Source organism: Pseudomonas sp. S49, assembly GCF_009866785.1.
Taxonomy (GTDB): Bacteria; Pseudomonadota; Gammaproteobacteria; order Pseudomonadales; family Pseudomonadaceae; genus Aquipseudomonas.
This window is the reverse complement of the sequence record NZ_CP019432.1, coordinates 4661336-4677980: the sequence shown is the minus strand read 5'-3', so window position 1 is coordinate 4677980 and position 16645 is coordinate 4661336. Positions and strand designations below refer to the sequence as shown.

18 protein-coding genes are annotated in these 16645 nt (G+C 60.6%); 6 read left to right on the top strand and 12 right to left on the bottom strand.

The features are described from left to right. Window positions 1-3: 3 nt before the first annotated feature. Window positions 4-819: an alpha/beta fold hydrolase gene (locus PspS49_RS20515; RefSeq protein WP_160041275.1), complete on the top strand. Its 816-nt coding sequence runs from the start codon at window positions 4-6 to the stop codon at window positions 817-819. 103 nt (window positions 820-922) lie between these two features. On the opposite strand, the gene dsbG is transcribed toward PspS49_RS20515, so the two are convergent. The 4 genes from dsbG to PspS49_RS20495 all read right to left on the bottom strand — a co-directional run bounded on the left by dsbG (window position 923) and on the right by PspS49_RS20495 (window position 5137). Continuing rightward, on the bottom strand, window positions 923-1693 hold the full coding sequence (gene dsbG, locus PspS49_RS20510) for a thiol:disulfide interchange protein DsbG (RefSeq protein WP_150775656.1): 771 nt from the start codon (window positions 1691-1693) through the stop codon (window positions 923-925). Beyond that, window positions 1669-2550, bottom strand: a complete 882-nt coding sequence (locus PspS49_RS20505) for a TlpA disulfide reductase family protein (RefSeq protein ID WP_160041273.1) — start codon at window positions 2548-2550, stop codon at window positions 1669-1671. The genes dsbG and PspS49_RS20505 overlap by 25 nt, the downstream gene beginning before the upstream one ends. Beyond that, window positions 2550-4283, bottom strand: coding sequence for a protein-disulfide reductase DsbD (gene dsbD / locus PspS49_RS20500; protein WP_160041271.1), 1734 nt, complete (start codon window positions 4281-4283; stop codon window positions 2550-2552). Before dsbD ends, PspS49_RS20505 begins: the two co-directional genes overlap by 1 nt. A gap of 149 nt (window positions 4284-4432) precedes the next feature. Next, complete coding sequence (locus PspS49_RS20495) at window positions 4433-5137, bottom strand: hypothetical protein (protein ID WP_160041269.1); 705 nt, start codon at window positions 5135-5137, stop codon at window positions 4433-4435. 258 nt (window positions 5138-5395) lie between these two features. On the opposite strand from PspS49_RS20495, the gene PspS49_RS20490 reads away from it, so the two are divergent. The 5 genes from PspS49_RS20490 to PspS49_RS20470 all read left to right on the top strand — a co-directional run bounded on the left by PspS49_RS20490 (window position 5396) and on the right by PspS49_RS20470 (window position 9875). Continuing rightward, the gene (locus PspS49_RS20490; protein ID WP_034155191.1) at window positions 5396-6076 is read left to right on the top strand and encodes a response regulator; all 681 of its coding nucleotides are present in this window, start codon (window positions 5396-5398) and stop codon (window positions 6074-6076) included. Next, a complete protein-coding gene (locus PspS49_RS20485) occupies window positions 6076-7398 on the top strand; it encodes an ATP-binding protein (RefSeq protein WP_127929197.1) in 1323 nt (440 codons plus the stop codon). Before PspS49_RS20490 ends, PspS49_RS20485 begins: the two co-directional genes overlap by 1 nt. A 128-nt stretch (window positions 7399-7526) precedes the next feature. Further along, window positions 7527-8012 (top strand): GNAT family N-acetyltransferase, encoded by a 486-nt coding sequence (locus PspS49_RS20480; protein ID WP_127929196.1) that lies wholly within the window; start codon window positions 7527-7529, stop codon window positions 8010-8012. Between the two features lie 142 nt (window positions 8013-8154). Next, on the top strand, window positions 8155-9567 hold the full coding sequence (locus tag PspS49_RS20475; protein ID WP_150775660.1) for an aspartate aminotransferase family protein: 1413 nt from the start codon (window positions 8155-8157) through the stop codon (window positions 9565-9567). A gap of 83 nt (window positions 9568-9650) precedes the next feature. Then, window positions 9651-9875: an MbtH family protein gene (locus PspS49_RS20470; protein WP_160041267.1), complete on the top strand. Its 225-nt coding sequence runs from the start codon at window positions 9651-9653 to the stop codon at window positions 9873-9875. A gap of 186 nt (window positions 9876-10061) precedes the next feature. Here PspS49_RS20470 and PspS49_RS20465 read toward each other — a convergent pair whose 3' ends face one another. Genes PspS49_RS20465 through PspS49_RS20430 form a run of 8 tightly spaced genes read right to left on the bottom strand, consistent with a single transcriptional unit; the run spans window position 10062 to window position 16325 of the window. Continuing rightward, window positions 10062-10967, bottom strand: coding sequence for a zinc ABC transporter substrate-binding protein (locus PspS49_RS20465; protein ID WP_150750738.1), 906 nt, complete (start codon window positions 10965-10967; stop codon window positions 10062-10064). Beyond that, window positions 10968-11867, bottom strand: a complete 900-nt coding sequence (locus tag PspS49_RS20460) for a metal ABC transporter permease (RefSeq protein ID WP_007917717.1) — start codon at window positions 11865-11867, stop codon at window positions 10968-10970. It lies immediately after the preceding gene. Continuing rightward, window positions 11867-12715 carry a metal ABC transporter ATP-binding protein gene (locus PspS49_RS20455; RefSeq protein ID WP_160041265.1) on the bottom strand — a complete coding sequence of 283 codons (849 nt, stop codon included), beginning with the start codon at window positions 12713-12715 and terminating at the stop codon, window positions 11867-11869. Before PspS49_RS20455 ends, PspS49_RS20460 begins: the two co-directional genes overlap by 1 nt. Continuing rightward, window positions 12712-13641 (bottom strand): metal ABC transporter substrate-binding protein, encoded by a 930-nt coding sequence (locus PspS49_RS20450; protein WP_160041263.1) that lies wholly within the window; start codon window positions 13639-13641, stop codon window positions 12712-12714. Before PspS49_RS20450 ends, PspS49_RS20455 begins: the two co-directional genes overlap by 4 nt. A 35-nt stretch (window positions 13642-13676) precedes the next feature. Next, window positions 13677-14252, bottom strand: coding sequence for a DUF6162 family protein (locus PspS49_RS20445; protein WP_160041261.1), 576 nt, complete (start codon window positions 14250-14252; stop codon window positions 13677-13679). Beyond that, window positions 14249-14590, bottom strand: a complete 342-nt coding sequence (locus PspS49_RS20440; RefSeq protein ID WP_160041259.1) for a hypothetical protein — start codon at window positions 14588-14590, stop codon at window positions 14249-14251. The genes PspS49_RS20445 and PspS49_RS20440 overlap by 4 nt, the downstream gene beginning before the upstream one ends. After that, entirely contained in the window at window positions 14587-15129 is a 543-nt protein-coding gene (locus tag PspS49_RS20435) for a thiamine pyrophosphate-binding protein (protein WP_127929189.1), read from the bottom strand. Before PspS49_RS20435 ends, PspS49_RS20440 begins: the two co-directional genes overlap by 4 nt. After that, on the bottom strand, window positions 15126-16325 hold the full coding sequence (locus PspS49_RS20430) for a PepSY domain-containing protein (protein WP_160041257.1): 1200 nt from the start codon (window positions 16323-16325) through the stop codon (window positions 15126-15128). The genes PspS49_RS20435 and PspS49_RS20430 overlap by 4 nt, the downstream gene beginning before the upstream one ends. Window positions 16326-16645: the final 320 nt, after the last annotated feature.

The window sequence follows — 16645 nt, the reverse complement described above, 5'->3', positions numbered from 1 at the left end:
TCGATGCCTTTTTTCACGGTTGACGGACAAGCGCTGCATTACATTGATCAAGGCTCAGGCCCGGCAGTCTTGCTGGCCGGCAGTTATCTGTGGGATCAGGCCATGTGGGCGCCGCAGATTGCCGCGTTATCGCCGCATTATCGGGTGATTGCGCTGGATCTGTGGGGCCATGGCGAATCGGGCCGGTTGCCTGAAGGCACGACATCTCTGGATGACATTGCCCGACAGGCGCAGGCCTTGCTCGATCATCTGGACATCGATCAGGTCACCCTCGTCGGGCTGTCGGTCGGTGGCATGTGGGGCGTGCGTCTGGCGCTGTCGGCACCGCAGCGGGTCAATGGTCTGGTGCTGATGGACACCTTCGTCGGTGTCGAGCCTGAGCCGACCCGCCAGTACTACTTTTCACTGTTTAAACAGATTGAAGAAACCGGCGAAATCTCCGATCAGTTACTCGATATCGTCGTGCCGATCTTCTTCCGCCCGGGCATCGATCCGCAGTCGGCGCTGTATCAGGATTTTCGCGCGAAACTGGCGGCGTACTCGTCCGATCGTTTACGCGAAAGCATCGTACCGATGGGGCGCATCACGTTTGGCCGGGATGATTTGTTGCCACGGCTGGGTGAGCTGAATGCGGCGACCACGCTGGTCATGTGCGGCGATCAGGACAAGCCGCGACCACCGTCGGAAACACAGGAAATGGCCGAGTTGATCGGTTGCCCGTGGGTACTGGTGCCGGAGGCGGGGCATATCTCCAATCTGGAGAATCCGCAGTTTGTCACCGAGGTGTTGCTTACCTTCCTCAGCGCGCGCAACCGTTAAACCGAGTGATCTTCGATCGCGAGCAGGCTCACTCCTACATTTGGAATGCATTCCCCTGTAGGAGTGAGCCTGCTCGCGATGGGGCCAGTCCAGGCACCGAAAATTATTTAGGCCCGAGAATCTTCACCAACTTGTCCGGCGAAGGCGCGCCTTGTTGCTGTTGCAGTTCGCCCTTGTCATCCATATAGAAGATTGCCGGCGTGGCTTGCAAGTCGAGGTCTTCCATCAACTGCATGTTCGCCGCCAGTTTGGTCTGCACCGCCACCGGAATATCTTTCAAGGCCTTGAGCGTGCTGCCCTTGCCAGCCTTCTCGTGATCTTCCAGCGCCTTGGCCGGATCTTTCGCCGCCAGCAACGCGGCCGATTTGCCCGGGCTGTCCTCGCGGATGATGCCGACCATAATGTGCCGCAGTTGCACCTTGCCGGCCTTGACCCATGGTCGAGCCTGTTCCCAGAACATGTTGCAGTACGGGCAGTTCGGGTCACTGAACAGGTACACGGTGCGCGGTGCATCCTTGTTGCCGTCCTGAATCCAGTTGCTTGCCTCGAACTTGGCCCAGACTTCCTTGGCCATCGGCGCGTAAACCAGTTTCTGCAGCGGTTCACTGCTCAAGTCCTTACCGTCGGCGTCGTACAGATTACCGAGTAAAACGTGTTTGCCATCCGGGGTCAGGTACAGCGCCATGCCGCGATTCTGATACTGCGCCGCATAGCCGCGCAGGCCATCGGGGGCGTCGAACTGGCCGACGATTTTCGCGCCTTTGGCTTCGATCTGTTTGATCGCCGCAGGCAACTCTTCAGCAGCCTGCACCGACGGCAAGTGCAGCAGGGCGGTGCCCAGAGTCAGCGTCAGCAGGTGGCGGAGGCGGGGCATGGCAGTTTCCTTGCAGAGGTGGCCGGTGCTGTGGCCGGGTTCGAATTCGGGGGCGGGGTGTCGAAGTTTTCCAGCGCGCGCGCCAGGCTGGCGTTCGATAGCTCACCAAGGTGACTGCTCAGCAACCGACCGTCGGGGCTATAGAACAGCGTAGTCGGCAAGGCCATGGAACCCACGGCCTGGCCCAGCCGACCGCTGCGGTCAAACAACACGTTGTTCAGGCTCAGGCCTTGGGTTTCCAGAAACGTCGCCACGCTTTGCATGCTTTCGGCCTGATTGACGAACAGGAAGGTCAGGTCCGGGCGCTGTTGCTGAGCGTTTTCCAGTACCGGCATTTCGCGTCGGCACGGTGGGCACCAGGTCGCCCACAGATTGATCACCAGCGGGCCACCCTGATAGTCGCTGAGCTGGATGGTTTCCCCAGCCGCATTGCGCAGCGAGATGTCCGGCAGCCGGGTGCCTTGTTCATAGATATTCAGCGACAGCGTCGCCAACAGCCAGAACGTCACGCCGCTGGCCACACCAAAACCCAGCGGGCGACGCAAGCCCGGACGGCGCCAGCCGCGATACAGCGCCACCAGCAGCAGCACGATCACGCCCGGCCAGGCGAGGAAACCACCGTCGCGCAAATCGATGATCTGCCACGGATCATTGCGATAGTGCGACCAATACAGCAACACAAAGGCAACACGCGCTGCGAGCATGCCCAGCAGAAACAGGCTGAACAACGCCGACTCGGGGTTATCGCCGCCACGCTTGGCCACCCGCCAGCCGACAAAGGTCGCCAGCGCCAAGGCACTGATCAGCAGCAGGTGATTAAGCGCAATGGCAAAGGTGCCGAGGGTGAAAGTCAGCATTAATTGGCTTCCCGGGTGGTAGCCCAGCGTTGCAGGAATGTCTCGGCATCGACTTCGCCGGTGATGCGCTGGCTGCGGCGTTCTTCGCCATCCGTGCCGATCCAGACGAAACTCGGGGGCCCCGGCACTTTGTAGCGGCTGAGCAATTCACGGCTGGCCGCGTTGTCAGCGGTGACATCGAGCCGTAGCAGGCGCACGTCGCTCAACGCCTGCATGACCTTGTCCTTGCCGAATACCTGCTTTTCCATGACTTTGCACGACACGCACCAGTCGGCGTAGTAGTCGAGCAGTACCCACTGCCCCTTGGCTTTGGCGGCATCGAGTTCACTTTGCAGTGCCGCCGGATCCTTGATCGTGATGAATGCGTCATGAGCCGAAGGCGCCGCAGTCCCGACACGACCGGCACTGTAGACATGCAACGGTTGATACGGATCATCGCTGCCGCCCGCCGCGCCAATCACCAGCAGACTGCCCCACAGGCCGAGCAACAACGAACTGGCGCCGAACAACTGGGCAACGCGGCCAAAACCTTCGGACTGTTTCCACGCGCAGAACGCGGCGATCAACAGCAATGCACCGCACAGGCCCAGCCACAACGAAGCATCCAGCACCGGGCGCAACATCAACAGTGCGGTGGCGAGGAAGAGGAAACCGAATACGCCCTTGAGCAGGTTCATCCACGCGCCGGGCTTGGGCAGGAAGCGATTGCCCACGGTCACCAGCAACAACAACGGCACACCGATGCCGATGCCCAGTGAAAACAGAATCAGGCCACCATGCAATGCATTGCCGCTCTGCGCGATATACAGCAACGCACCGGCCAGCGGCGCGGTCATGCACGGGCCGACCAGCAGACCGGACAATGCACCGAGGACCCCGGCGCCGATCAGGCTGCCACCGCTGCGACTGCGCGAAGCGTGTTCGAGGCGGTCGCGCAGGGCCACCGGCAATTGCAGTTCAAAGAAACCGAACATCGGCAAGGCCAGCACCACGAAGATCGCGGCGAAGGTGCCGAGCAGCCACGGATTCTGCAACCACGCCTGCAGATTCGCACCAAGCAGCGCAGCAATCACGCCCATCGCCGCATACACCAGCGCCATGCAGATCACATAGCTGCCGGCCAGCGCGAAACCGCGACGCGGGGTGGCACCACTGCCGACCACCATGCCGGCCAGAATCGGCAGCATCGGCAACGTGCAAGGCGTGAACGCCAGCAACAGACCGAGGCCGAAGAACACCAGCAAGCTCCAGCCCAGCGCCCGTTGTTGCAGGCTGCTGGCCAAGGCCTGATCCGGCGCTTCAGTGCTTGCGGCCACCGTGGCTTTGCCGCCCAGATCAATGACCCGGGTTTGCGGTGGATAGCACAGGCCCGCATCGGCACAGCCCTGATAGCTGACCTTGATCTGGCCTGTGGCCGCTGCCGGGATCTTCACCTCCAGCCCTTGGCGATAGACCGGTTGCTCACCGAAAAACTCGTCGCTGTGGGACTCGCCTTCGGGTAGTGCGGGTTGCTGTTCGGCGCTCAGGCCATCGAATTTCAGGCGTTTCTGATACAGGTAATAGCCATCGGTGATTTGCCAGAACAACTGCGTTTCACCGGACTCCAGGCGTTCGGACGTGAGCACGAATGCCTGGTCGACCGGCAGAAACTCCGGTTTGGTATCAAATGGATTGTTCCCGGCCTGGGCCAGACCCGAGATCAGCAGTGCAAAAAAAAGAAAAAAATGACGCATGGAGGAGCCTTGTCCCTGTGCAAGTGGGGGGCAGAATGGGCGGCGGCGATTAACCGATAATTAACCGTATCCTACAAGGCCCCTCTCGATTGGCCAATCAGGCGTCCGGGCAGCCCCGACACGCGTGAAAATGCGCCTGCTTTGTGGGTTTAACCTCGGGAGGCGCCTCGCAACAGGCCCGGCCAATTAGTGTCATTGATGGTGTGCGGGCCTGAGATCAGCCGGTCTGTCTGAATGTTGTAGATCAGGTACTGGTTGTTGGTCAGAAAGATGTACCAGTAGCTGTCGGCGAACGTCCGATCATTTTGGGCGGCTGTGATGATTCGGTCCTTATAAGGTTTCAGCACGCCGAGTTGATGTTCGCCGAAAGGTTTGCGGGTCAGTGTCTTTGCCCTGGCGTTGAATGAGAGATAATGGCCGTCATCAAGAATGAAGCGGAACAGAAACGGATGGCCGGTCAGTTGAAACCATGTGCCGGCAATGATCCGCTCAAAGTACGGCAGTATCGGCTTCCAGATTGAGTCGGCGACTTTCTGGAATCCGGCGACCTTGTCCTTGTCCTGATCGTACTTGCACACCATGGGTGTTGTTCCCTGGTAGAAGAACAACCAGGCAATATCTTCGTCCGCCGAGTTATTGAATCCGAATGAGGTGGTTGTCAGGCCGAAGCGCAAGTCTTTGGTAAACGGATCAAACGAGTCCCAACTGCCGGAGGTCGAGGCAGGATAGTTGTCCGAAACAGTGCGTGTGCCCAGATCGAACCGAGAATAGGTGTCGCTGTTCTTGAAGAAGAAATAAATCCGGTCGGGGCCTGCGCGCCAGTCGATGGCAACGAAGTTTTCAAGTTGTGGCATGTTGATAAAATCCTTTTAGAGAATCCATGTGAAGTTGCAGGTTCAACGCTAAATGACGACGGACCTGTGATATAGGCGAGAATTGTTTCTGTGTCGGTTTTTATATGGGTGAAAGTTTCAGGCAGGCAGCGCTCCTTGCTGTTCGGCCCGAATATCGCGACGGGCTTTTTGTCCCGGCTTCCCGATAACGCCAGTGACGGCCATAATTGCGCCTTAATCCTCGCCTGCTTCACTCACGTTTTTTCTTGCGGAGTTCCCATGCACGTACTGGTTTGCGAAGACGATGAGCTGATCGCCAGCGGTATTGTTGCGGGGCTCAGTGCTCAAGGCCTGACCGTCGAACACGTCAACACAGCATCGAAGGCTCGCGCGATACTTAAAGTCGCTGAATTCGACGTGATGGTGCTCGATCTCGGCCTGCCCGACGAAGATGGCCTCAAGTTGCTGCAACAATTGCGGCAGAGCGGCCTAGAAATTCCGGTGCTGATCCTGACCGCGCGCGACTCGGTCACCGACCGTGTCGACGGCTTGCAGGCCGGGGCTGACGATTACCTGCTCAAGCCGTTCGATCTGCGTGAACTGTTCGCCCGTCTGCAAACCTTGTTGCGCCGGGTCGCCGGGCGCAGCGTCAACCTGATCGAGCACGGCGCGCTGACGTACGATCCGAGCAGTCGCGAAACCACTCTGGCCGGACAACCGGTGGACTTGTCACGTCGCGAGCAATCGCTGTTGCAGGCGCTGCTGCACAATCGCGGCCGGGTGCTGTCCACCGAACAGTTGAAAGACAGTGTTTATGGCTTCAACGATGAGCTGGAAAGCAACGCGCTGAACGTGCACATCCATCACCTGCGCAGCAAACTGGGCAAAGGCATCGTCGAGACCGTGCGCGGTCTGGGCTATCGTCTCGGCCCGGCTGACGGTGGAGATCAAGGCAAGTGATGAGTCTGCGACTGCGCCTGAGCCTGACCTTGGGCGCTGCGTTTGCGCTGATCTGGGCGCTGGCGGCGGCCTGGATGCTCAGTGATCTGCGCAATCAGATGATGTTTTCCCTCGACCAGCGTCTGGTGGCGTCGGCGCGCATGGTCGCCGGGCTGCTGGAACAATTGCCGACTTTGCCGAGCAAAGGCGAGGGCACGCATTTCAGTGCCGAACAACTGAATATCCCCGGTGGCATGGCCTGTCAGGTCAGCTCCTTGCGCGGGGAAATCCTCGCGCGCAGTCACAATAACCCCGAACAGGCGCTGGAAGCCGAGAAAATGGGCTTTCACGATCAGATGATCGACGGTGCGCCGTGGCGCAGTTTCACCCTTGCCCGAGGCGATGTGCGGATTACCACCGCTGACCGGCAGATCGAGCGCGAAGCCCTGAACATGTCGATCCTGCTGGCGGCGTCGGTGCCGGTGGGTGTGGCGTTGCTGGGTTGTCTGTGTCTGCTGTGGCTGGGTATCGGCCAAGGGCTGGCGCCGCTCAATCGCCTGCGTGAAGCGCTGATGCGACGCAACGCCGACTCGCTTGAGCCGTTGCAGATCCAGACCTTCCCCAGTGAACTGAAGCCGCTGCTCGAAACGCAAAACCAGTTGTTCCAGCGCATTGGCAAAACCATCGAGCGTGAACGCCGCCTGACCGGTGACGCGGCGCATGAACTGCGCAGCCCGCTGACGGCGATCAAGACGCACCTGCAAGTCGCGCGCATGACTGAAGGCAATGCCCGCGATCAGTCGCTGGCGCGGGCCGAAGAGGGCGCCGACCGTCTGCATCGCACCCTCGAACAACTGCTGTTGCTGGCGCGGGTCGAGGGCAGTCTGTCGTTCGATGACGGCTCGCAATGCAGCGCCGAACAAGTGGCACGCCTGGCGATTCAGGACGCCACGGGGGGCGAGCGCCTGCGCATCAAATTGCAACTGCCGACCGGACTTTCCGTTGCACCGCTGCAAATGCCGGCCGTGCTGTCGATTGCGGCGCTGCGCAATCTGCTCGACAACGCCCTGCGCCATACGCCCGAAGACTGCGCGGTTGAGCTGAGCCTGGAAACCATTGGCAACCGCGTGCGTTTTGTCGTGCGCGACCATGGCCCGGGGATTGCGCCGGATGATCTGCAACACCTGACCCAACGCTTCTGGCGCAACGGCCAGAGCACCGGATGTGGCCTCGGCCTGGCAATTGTTCAGGCGATCGTCCAGCGTTGCGACTGTGCCCTGCATTTCGACAGCCGACCGGATGGCCTGCGGGTCGAGCTGACCATGCCGTTGCAGCCTGTCTGATTTCAGCACAGCCTGTGGAAGGAAATCGCGCCAGACACATCAAATGTAACTTCTCGGCGTTCGCTATCCGCCAGGGGGAGGGGTAAGGTCAACGCAGCTTTGACTCAATGGATTGAGGGAACTGCGCCATGGAAGCACCCATCTGCATTCGTCCGGCCATCCTGGCCGACGCCGGTATCATCAGCCGCATCATCGAACGTTCGATTCGCATCGGTTGTGCGCTCGACCACCGTAATGATCCGCTACTCGTCAGCCAATGGATCGGCCGGCAATGCGCCGATTTCATCAGCGCTCGACTTGCCGATCCTCACTTCTATCTATGTATTGCTTTGTGGGCGGACAGACCGGTTGGTGTCGGCATGGCCGAGGTCAGTGGCGATATTTCGCTGTGTTACGTGCAGCCAGAGTCATTTCGCCGGGGCGTCGGGCGAGCGTTGATCCAGGATCTGGAAGGCTGGTTACGGATTTGCGGCGCTTCTCATGCTGACCTCAACAGCACGCGTACCGGTCGTGCGTTTTATCACCGACTTGGCTACCGCGAATCTGCGCCTCCCCTCGAATACCAAGGCTTGCAAACCCTGCCCATGCACAAGTCGCTGGCATCGCCGGTCTGACAATTCGATCAAAGGCTAAATCCTCAAGCCCCTTAAGCGTTTCCAGAACAGGAAAACCTGCAAGTGCGCCCCGCGATCGGAATGCGCACCTGTCCGGTGTGCTGTTTTGGTCACTATCCATAGCCAATTGAGGGGTCGAGAGATGTCAGTCGCCACCAGCCTTATCGAAGAGTCGTCGGCCCGGGTCAGCTCGGCGCCGGCCGAAACGCTGTACCAGTTCAATGAGTCGCCATTGCTGGCCCGCCAGGCCCGGCAGGAATCCAACGCTCGCAGCTATCCGCGGCGTATTCCTCTGGCGCTCAAGCGTGCCAAAGGCCTGTATGTCGAAGACGTCGAAGGCCGCACCTTCATCGACTGCCTGGCCGGTGCCGGTACGCTGGCGCTGGGGCATAACCACCCGGTGGTGATCGAAGCGATCCAGCAGGTACTGGCCGATGAATTGCCGCTGCACACCCTCGACCTGACCACGCCGGTCAAGGATCAGTTCGTGCAGGACCTGTTCGGCCTGCTGCCATCGGCCCTCGCGGCTGAAGCGAAAATCCAGTTCTGCGGCCCGACCGGCACCGATGCCGTGGAAGCGGCGCTGAAGCTGGTACGCACGGCGACCGGGCGCAGCACCGTGCTGTCGTTTTCCGGCGGTTACCACGGCATGAGCCAGGGCGCGCTGAGCCTGATGGGCAGCCTGGGGCCGAAAAAGCCGCTGGGCGCCTTGCTCAGCAGTGGCGTGCAGTTCATGCCGTTCCCGTATGACTACCGTTGCCCGTTCGGCCTCGGCGGCGCGGCGGGCGTCAAGGCCAACCTGAGCTATCTGGAAAACCTGCTCAACGACCCTGAAGCCGGCGTGCAACTGCCCGCAGCGGTGATCGTCGAAGCGGTGCAGGGCGAAGGCGGCGTGATTCCGGCGGACATCGAGTGGCTGCGCGGCTTGCGTCGGATCACCGAGAAGGCCGGTGTGGCGCTGATCGTCGACGAGATCCAGAGCGGTTTTGCCCGCACCGGCAAGATGTTTGCCTTCGAACACGCTGGTATTACCCCGGACGTGGTGGTGTTGTCCAAAGCCATCGGCGGCAGCCTGCCATTGGCTGTGGTGGTCTATCGCGACTGGCTCGACACCTGGCAGCCGGGCGCGCACGCCGGCACCTTCCGTGGCAATCAGATGGCCATGGCGGCAGGTTCTGCGGTGATGCGTTATCTGGTTGAACACAAGGTCTGCGAACACGCTGCTGCCATGGGCGAGCGCCTCAGCGAGCACCTGCGCATCCTGCAACGCGACTTCCCGCAACTGGGCGACATTCGCGGTCGTGGCCTGATGCTCGGCGTCGAACTGGTCGAGCCGAACGGCACACTCGATGCGCTCGGCCACCCGCCGGCGTTTGCACGACTGGCGCCGCTGGTCCAGCGCGAATGCCTCAAGCGCGGTTTGATTCTGGAACTGGGCGGTCGCCATGGTGCGGTGGTGCGTTTCCTGCCGCCACTGGTGATCACTGCTGCCGAAATCGACCGCGTTGCGGAAATCTTCGGTCGCGCTTTGGCCGCTGCCACGGCGGCGCTGTAAATTTTTCGCCGCGCCGAACGTTCTTTCTACATACCCGGCTGCATCCTTCGTGCAGCCCACCCTTACAGCGATGGAGAACCAGCATGACGTCAGTATTCGACCGCGAGGACATCCTCTTTCAGGTCGTGGTCAACCACGAAGAGCAATACTCGATCTGGCCGGACTACAAAGCCGTGCCAGAAGGCTGGCGCACCGCAGGCAAGAGCGGCCTGAAAAAGGAATGCCTGGCCTACATCGAAGAAGTCTGGACTGACATGCGTCCGTTGAGCCTGCGTCAGAAGATGGAAGGGCAGGCCGCCGCGCAATAAGCGGCCGGGCAAAAGAAAACCCGCTGTACCGATAACGGTCAGCGGGTTTTTTTATTGCCTTGGATTGGTGTTGTCCGGGCTGGCCTCTTCGCGAGCAGGCTCGCTCCCACATTGGATCTGTGTCGTGCACAAACCCCTGTGGGAGCGAGCCTGCTCGCGAAGAACGATAACGCGGTCCGGCTGAAACTAAGCCCCGCTCAAACCCTTAAGCAGCAAATCCACATTGCCTTCCAGCTCCGCCACCGGATCCGCCGCATCGGTGCTCAGCACCACCAGATGGCTGCCCGACTCGGCAATTGCTGCCTTCACCGCGTCTGATGGCTGCCGATGATGCAGCACCATCGCGACATCATTGTCCTTGAGCGTTGCCGTCAGTTTTTTCAGGTCTTCGGGCGTCCACTCCGCATCAGGCCGTGGATCCTGGCCAACCAGCTCCAGATTCAGACTGCCGATCAGATAGCCGAAATGATCGCTCAAACTCAACACACTCAGATTGTCGGCGCTGGCCAGTCGCGCTTCGCTGTCGGCGCTGAGCTTAAGCAAACGCTGCTTCAACGTCGCCAGATTCGCCTCGATCGCAGGCTTTGCGCTAGGTGCCAGGCGCACCAGATCCGCCGCCATCACGTCCGCCATACGTCCCATGTTGTTGCTGGCCAGCCATGGCTGGCTGTTCAAGCCATCGACCTGCAGACCTGGTTGCACGGCAATGCCCGGCAGGGCGCCGTCGACCGGGCGCGCCGCATCGACTTCAACGATGCGGATATTGCTGCGGCGGGCGATCGGGTACAGCTGATCATCCGGCCACAGCGAGCGCACGCCAATCACGGCATCGGCAGCGGTTGCCAGTTTGCTCAATGCCGGAGCGCCACGTCCCGTGAAGTAGGCGCTCTGACGACTGCCCGGCAGGTTCGCTGGCGCCGCCCGTTCGAGATTGACATCGGTGCCTTTGAGCAGCGCTTCAGCCAAGCCAAAGGTGATGGGCAAGGAGGCCAGCACCCGCAGCGGTTTTGTGTTTTCGGCGGCCATCAACGGCGTGCAGATCACGCCGCAAAGGGTCATGGCCAGGGTCAGTTTGCGCAGTGAAAAAGTCATTTATCCAAGATTCCCTTTCAGGCTCGGGACAACCCCGCGCGCGATGGCGGCGAGGGCGAAAGCGATGCCGGCGACCAGAATGATCGCGGCGCCGGACGGAATCGGCAGATCGAACACAATGGGTGCAAGAATCCCGCACAGCGTGCTGACGGTGGCGATCAGCACCGAGCACCAGAAGAAACCTTTGAGCGACTGGCTGAGCAAACGCGCCGCCGCTGCAGGAATCACCAGCAATGCGCCGACCAGAATCGCGCCGATGACTTTTACCGCCGCCACGGTGATCAGCGTCACCAGAATCACGAACAGATAATCCAGGGTCTTCACCGCTACCCCGCGCACCGCCGCCAGCTGCGGGTTGAAGCTGGCGAGCATGATGCGGTTGTACAGCGGCAAGGCGAGGGCCATGACCAGCGAACCGACAATGGCCAACACCGCCAGATCGTTGCCGTTGACCGTCAGCACTGAGCCGAACAACACGTTCTCGAGAATGTGCACATTGATCTTGCCCGCAAGAATCAGCAGCAGACTCGCGCCCAGTGCCAGCGACACCGACAGGAACACGCCGATCAGCGTGTCCGGTGCCAGACCGGTGCGGTTGCGCAGGTAATTGAGCAGAATGCCGAACAGCAGGCAGTAGCCGAACAGGCTGCCATAGGGGCCGGTGTAAGGTTCGCCGAGCAGGATGCCGATGGCGACACCGGTCAGCGCCGCGTGGCCCACCGCTTCGGAGAAAAACGCAAAGCGCTTGACCACCACCAGCGTGCCGAGGCCGCCGAGCACCGGGCCGATCAGCAGCCCGGCAAGTAGCGCATTGACCACGAAACCGTAGGCCAGCGCTTCCGGCAGATAACCGGACGAGGCCCAGCCTTGCACCATCAAACGAAAGGCTTCGTAACTCATCAGGCAGCGCTCCGTGGATGGGTCGAGAACAGGGTCAGCAGGCGTTCCGGAGTCAGCGCCTCTTGCGGTGAGGCATCGAACAGCACGCGGCGGTTAAGACCGGTGACGCGGCTGGCCAGACGCCCGACCGCTTCCAGATCGTGCTCGATCCACAGCACGGTGATGCCCGCTGCACGCCAATCGCCGAGCAGACGTTCGAACACTTGAATCCCGGCTTCATCAAGGGCCGACATCGGTTCATCCAGCACCAGCAATTGCGGCGCCGGAATCAAACCTTGAGCGAGCAGCACCCGCTGCCGCTCACCGCCGGACAGCGCGCCCATGCGCCGCTTGCGTTTGTCCTGCATGCCGACGCGTTCCAGCGCCTCACCAATGGCGCCGGCGTAACGCTTGCTCAAACCGAGAAACGCCGGGCGTCGCTGGCACATGGCGGCCATGAAATCGTCGACGGTCATCGGCAGCCCGCGATCGAACTCCAGCGCCTGTGGCACATAACCGATGGTGCCGGGTTCGCCGGGCCATTGCAGGCTGAGTTGGCCCTGATGGGGCATTTGCCCGAGCAAGGTTTTGATCAGCGAACTCTTGCCGCCGCCGTTGGGGCCGACCAGCGCATGCACGCTGCCGGGCTGCACCTGGAAGGTGACTTTGTCCAGAATCGTCGTGCGCCCCAGCGTCAGACAAACCTGCGCAAAATCCAAAGTCGGCCCCGAAACCTGTGGGAGCGAGCCTGCTCGCGATAGCGGTGTGTCATTTAACAAAGATGTCGGCTGATCCGGCGCCTTCGCGAGCAGGCTCGCTCCCACAGGGGACTCGGTGTTTTCGGGGGAAAGGTTTTCTCTGGAAGTCATGCGCCAGACTCCTGAATCGCCCGCACCACGGTGTTGAGGTTGCCGGTCATTTCCTTTTCGTACTTGTCGGCGGTGTATTCGCCGTAGGAAATGTGCGAGAGCGGGAACAGCTTCACGCCGGATTCACGCTGAATCGTTTCGACGTAGGTGGAGGGGAAATCCATCTCCGAGAAGATCACTTTCACATCGAGTTCGCGCAGTTGATCGATGGTTTTTTTCAACTGACTCGGGCTCGGCTCAATGCCGTGCGCCGGTTCGACCACCGCGGTCACTTCCAGGCCGAACTCACGCAGCAGATAGTCGTAAGCCGCGTGTACCGTGGCCACGCGCAGTTCGGCGTTTGGCGCTTGAGTCAGTTTGGCCAGGGCATCGGCGCGCATCTGCCGCAGGCGTTTGCCGTAGGCGCGGGCGTTCTGGGTGTAGGTCTTGGCGTTGTCCGGATCGAGCTTGCCCAGTTCGCGCGCGATGTTGTTGACCTGGGCGATGGAGGCGCTGATCGACAGAAACGTGTGCGGGTTGACCACTTTGCCGGCACCGCGGGCGGCGACGCCAGTGGCCGCCAGCAGCGGCACGTTTTCGTTGGCTTCGATGGTTTTGATGTTCGGCGTTTCGCTGGCGGCGATCATGCGGTCGGCGAAGTCGTCATGGCCGACACCGTTGAGCACGATCACATCCAGCCCGCTGATACGTTTGATGTCCTCGGCGCGCGGCTCGTAGGCGTGCGGGTTGAAACCGGCAGGAATCAGCGGCACCACCTCGGCCTTGTCGCCGACGATGTTCGCCACATAGCTGTAATAGGGGTGCAAGGTAATGCCGATGCGCAGGCGCTTGGCCTGATCGGCGCTGGCCAGCGGACTCAGCAGGCAGGCACACAGGCCTGCTAAAAAAAGGCGTAACAACGGACGGCGAGGCGATGAAATGGACATGGGCAAGCGGTCTTCTCTCGGATGAGGGCGAGGAATCAATGGCGATGTTCGCGGGTAACCCCGGCATCGTATTGCGCGACGATCTGTTTCCAGCCAGCGGCGGACAGGGCGGCTTCGGTCAATTCGGTCGGCACTTGCAGGCTGGCATCGCGGTTGAGCCAGATGTCTGGCGCAGCCTTGTCATCGCTGTTCAGCAGCATGACGAACGAACCGGCGATGGCCGGGTTTTGGCTATGGCCGAAATAGGCGGTGTCCGCCAGCAACAGCCAGGCATGACCGCCACGGCTGACCGAACTCGCATCCTGGGCAAACGGCGAGAAGCCTTCATCGGCCAGATTCTGCGGTGTCGGCAGGGCTTGCTGTTCTTCGCGCAGCAAGCGGATTTCGTCGAGGGTCACTCGCAGGTCGGCGTAGATGCCTTGCTCGGAAGCGCTGAGGTCGCGGCGCGCGTCGAGTTGATTTGTCGCCACGGGCTCCGGCTCATGGGAAACCCCGCGCCACGCGACGACTGAGCCAGCGACTGCCAGAATCAACAGGCACAACAGCAGCACATTAAGGGTTTCATGACCGGCACCGGCCGGGCGCACGATTTGTGTGGTTGGCGTACTCATGGGGATTCGATGTCCGCTTGGTCGATTTCGACAACGTGGCCTGGGCCTGCGTCGAACAGCACATAGAACTCGGCGCCAGGTTTCTTGAACGTCAGGGTCGAGTCGCTGCCAAGCTTGCCGGGCACCAGTATGGTTTCGTCGTAGCCGATCACATCGAGGGTCACCCCCGGCGCACCGCTGCCGTCGGAAAAGCCACCGGTGCATTTGATCTGTTCGGCATCGATGGCTTTGCATTCGCACATCGGGTTGTGGGCGAGGGCGCTGGCGCTGAAGCCGGCGCTCAGCACCAGCAGCGCAGCACTCAGGTGCCGGCGCAAAAGGCGATAAGAGCAGCTCATGGTTTGGCTCCTTGTTTGTTCAGCCAGGCAATCGTGGCGGGCGATGCCTGACTCAGGGGGATAGAGGCTTGATGCATGCTGCCGTCCCAGCCTTCCATGGTGATCCACAGTTCGGCGTCGGCCGGGGTTTTTACCGGGACCGGCAGTTGCGTGCCCATGCGGTAAGGCGTGCCGAAGAAAATCACCCCGGCGGCGCGCAGGCTGCGCGGTTTGCCGATACGCAGGTAAGTTGCCTTGACCGGTTCGACGCAGGCGGTGCACAGCGCGGCGCTGAAGGCTTTCAGGTAACCGGCGGGACCGTCGGAGCGTGGCGCTTCATTGCGCAGCTCGGCCAGGCGCAGGCTCCACGGCCCGACCTGTATTTCACCGATTTCGCGCTCGCCCAGGCCGGCGTCACCGCGAAACAGCGCCGCGTCGGAGAAGTATTTGGGCATGAACCCCAGCGGGATCAGCAGCAACAGAACGTTGATGTGAAAGCGCCATTTATGCCAGAACACGCTCAGTCGTGAAGGTTGAACGGCGGTGGTGATCTTGCTCACAGGTTGACCTCCGACGGTTCACGGTTGATGAGTGGTTGCGCATTGGCGCGTTGTTTCTTGTTCTCGCGCTTGAGCGCGTTGGCGGTGGCCAGGGCAGTGCGTTTGGTCCAGATCAACAAGCCACTGAGCACCATCATGCTCAGGATCAATCCGAAGAAGAACCAGATCAGCTTGATCCACAGTCCACCAAAATCACCGGTGTGCAGCGGGCGCATGGATTCGGTGACAAATTCCAGCGAGGAGCGGTCGGACAGCACTCGAGAGGACGCCATATCGCCGCTGTAAGGATTGAGTGTTGCACTCTGGAACATCAGGGGGTACCAGCCGCGACCGCGGATATCGAGGTGGCTGTAGGCATTGAACGGCATGTTGATGTCACTGGCTTCCAGCCCGGGGATTTTTTGCTGGGCGATTTCGATGGCGCGATCCAGGTTGATCCGGGCGGGTGGCAGACCATCGGCAGTCAATGGCACGCTGTCACGGGCCATGGCTGGAATGATCGCTTCGCTGGAAATGGAAATGTGGTTATCGGACAGCACCGCTTCAATCAGAAACCAGGTGCTGGTGATGGAGATCACCGCGATGAACCAGATCGACCAGATACCGCTCAGGCGATGAAAGTCACCCCAGAAAATCCGCGCACCGTGACGAAAACGCAGCGTGGGGCTGAAAAAGCCTTTCCAGAACCGTTTATAGACCACCAGCCCGGTAATCAGCGATGCCAGCAGCGGAAAGCTCAGGGCCGATACCAGATACCAGCCCCAGCTATAACCATTGGTGAAAGGCACCAGCCACCAGCCATGCAGCGCGCGGGTGAATGCCTGGAAATCGAATGGCGGTGCCGTACCCTGAATAACACCCGTATACGGGTTGACGTAGGTCACCAACGAACGCCCGTCCGGATAGCTGAGCGTGACATCAAGAGCGAAATGGGATTCGTCCGGGCGGCTGATGCGTTGCACCAGTGCCAGCGGTTCTGCGGTTTTGATGGCCGTTATGATTTCCTCATAACCGAGTCGCGGCGCATCGTCCGCTGGCTGACTGGCGCGCATCTGCGGGTTGGCCAGCCAGACGATTTCCTGACTGACCACCGCCAGGGTGCCGGTGACACAGACGATCAGGACAAAAAACCAGATCGGTAACGCCAGCCAGCTATGAACGAGGAACCACAGTTTGGAGCGGGATTTCTTCGACATGATTGCGCGTCTTGATAGCGGTGAAAGGGCGCGTGGCTACGGGCTTCGCAGCACGGGAGTCCCCGAAAGGCCGGACGTGGCTTTTGCCTACGCGAACGGCCTGCATCTCTATAGGACGGATGAGTGAGGAAAATCCCGAAAGGTGATATGAAAGCAAATGTTTCCCAATTCCCCGATCACCACAAATCCCCTTGTGGGAGCGAGCTTGCTCGCGAAGGCGGACGGCCAGTTGCAACTAATGTGACTGACACACCGCTTTCGCGAGCAAGCTCGCTCCCACAGGGTTTTGCTGCTTGCATGGGATCAAACACGATTCATGA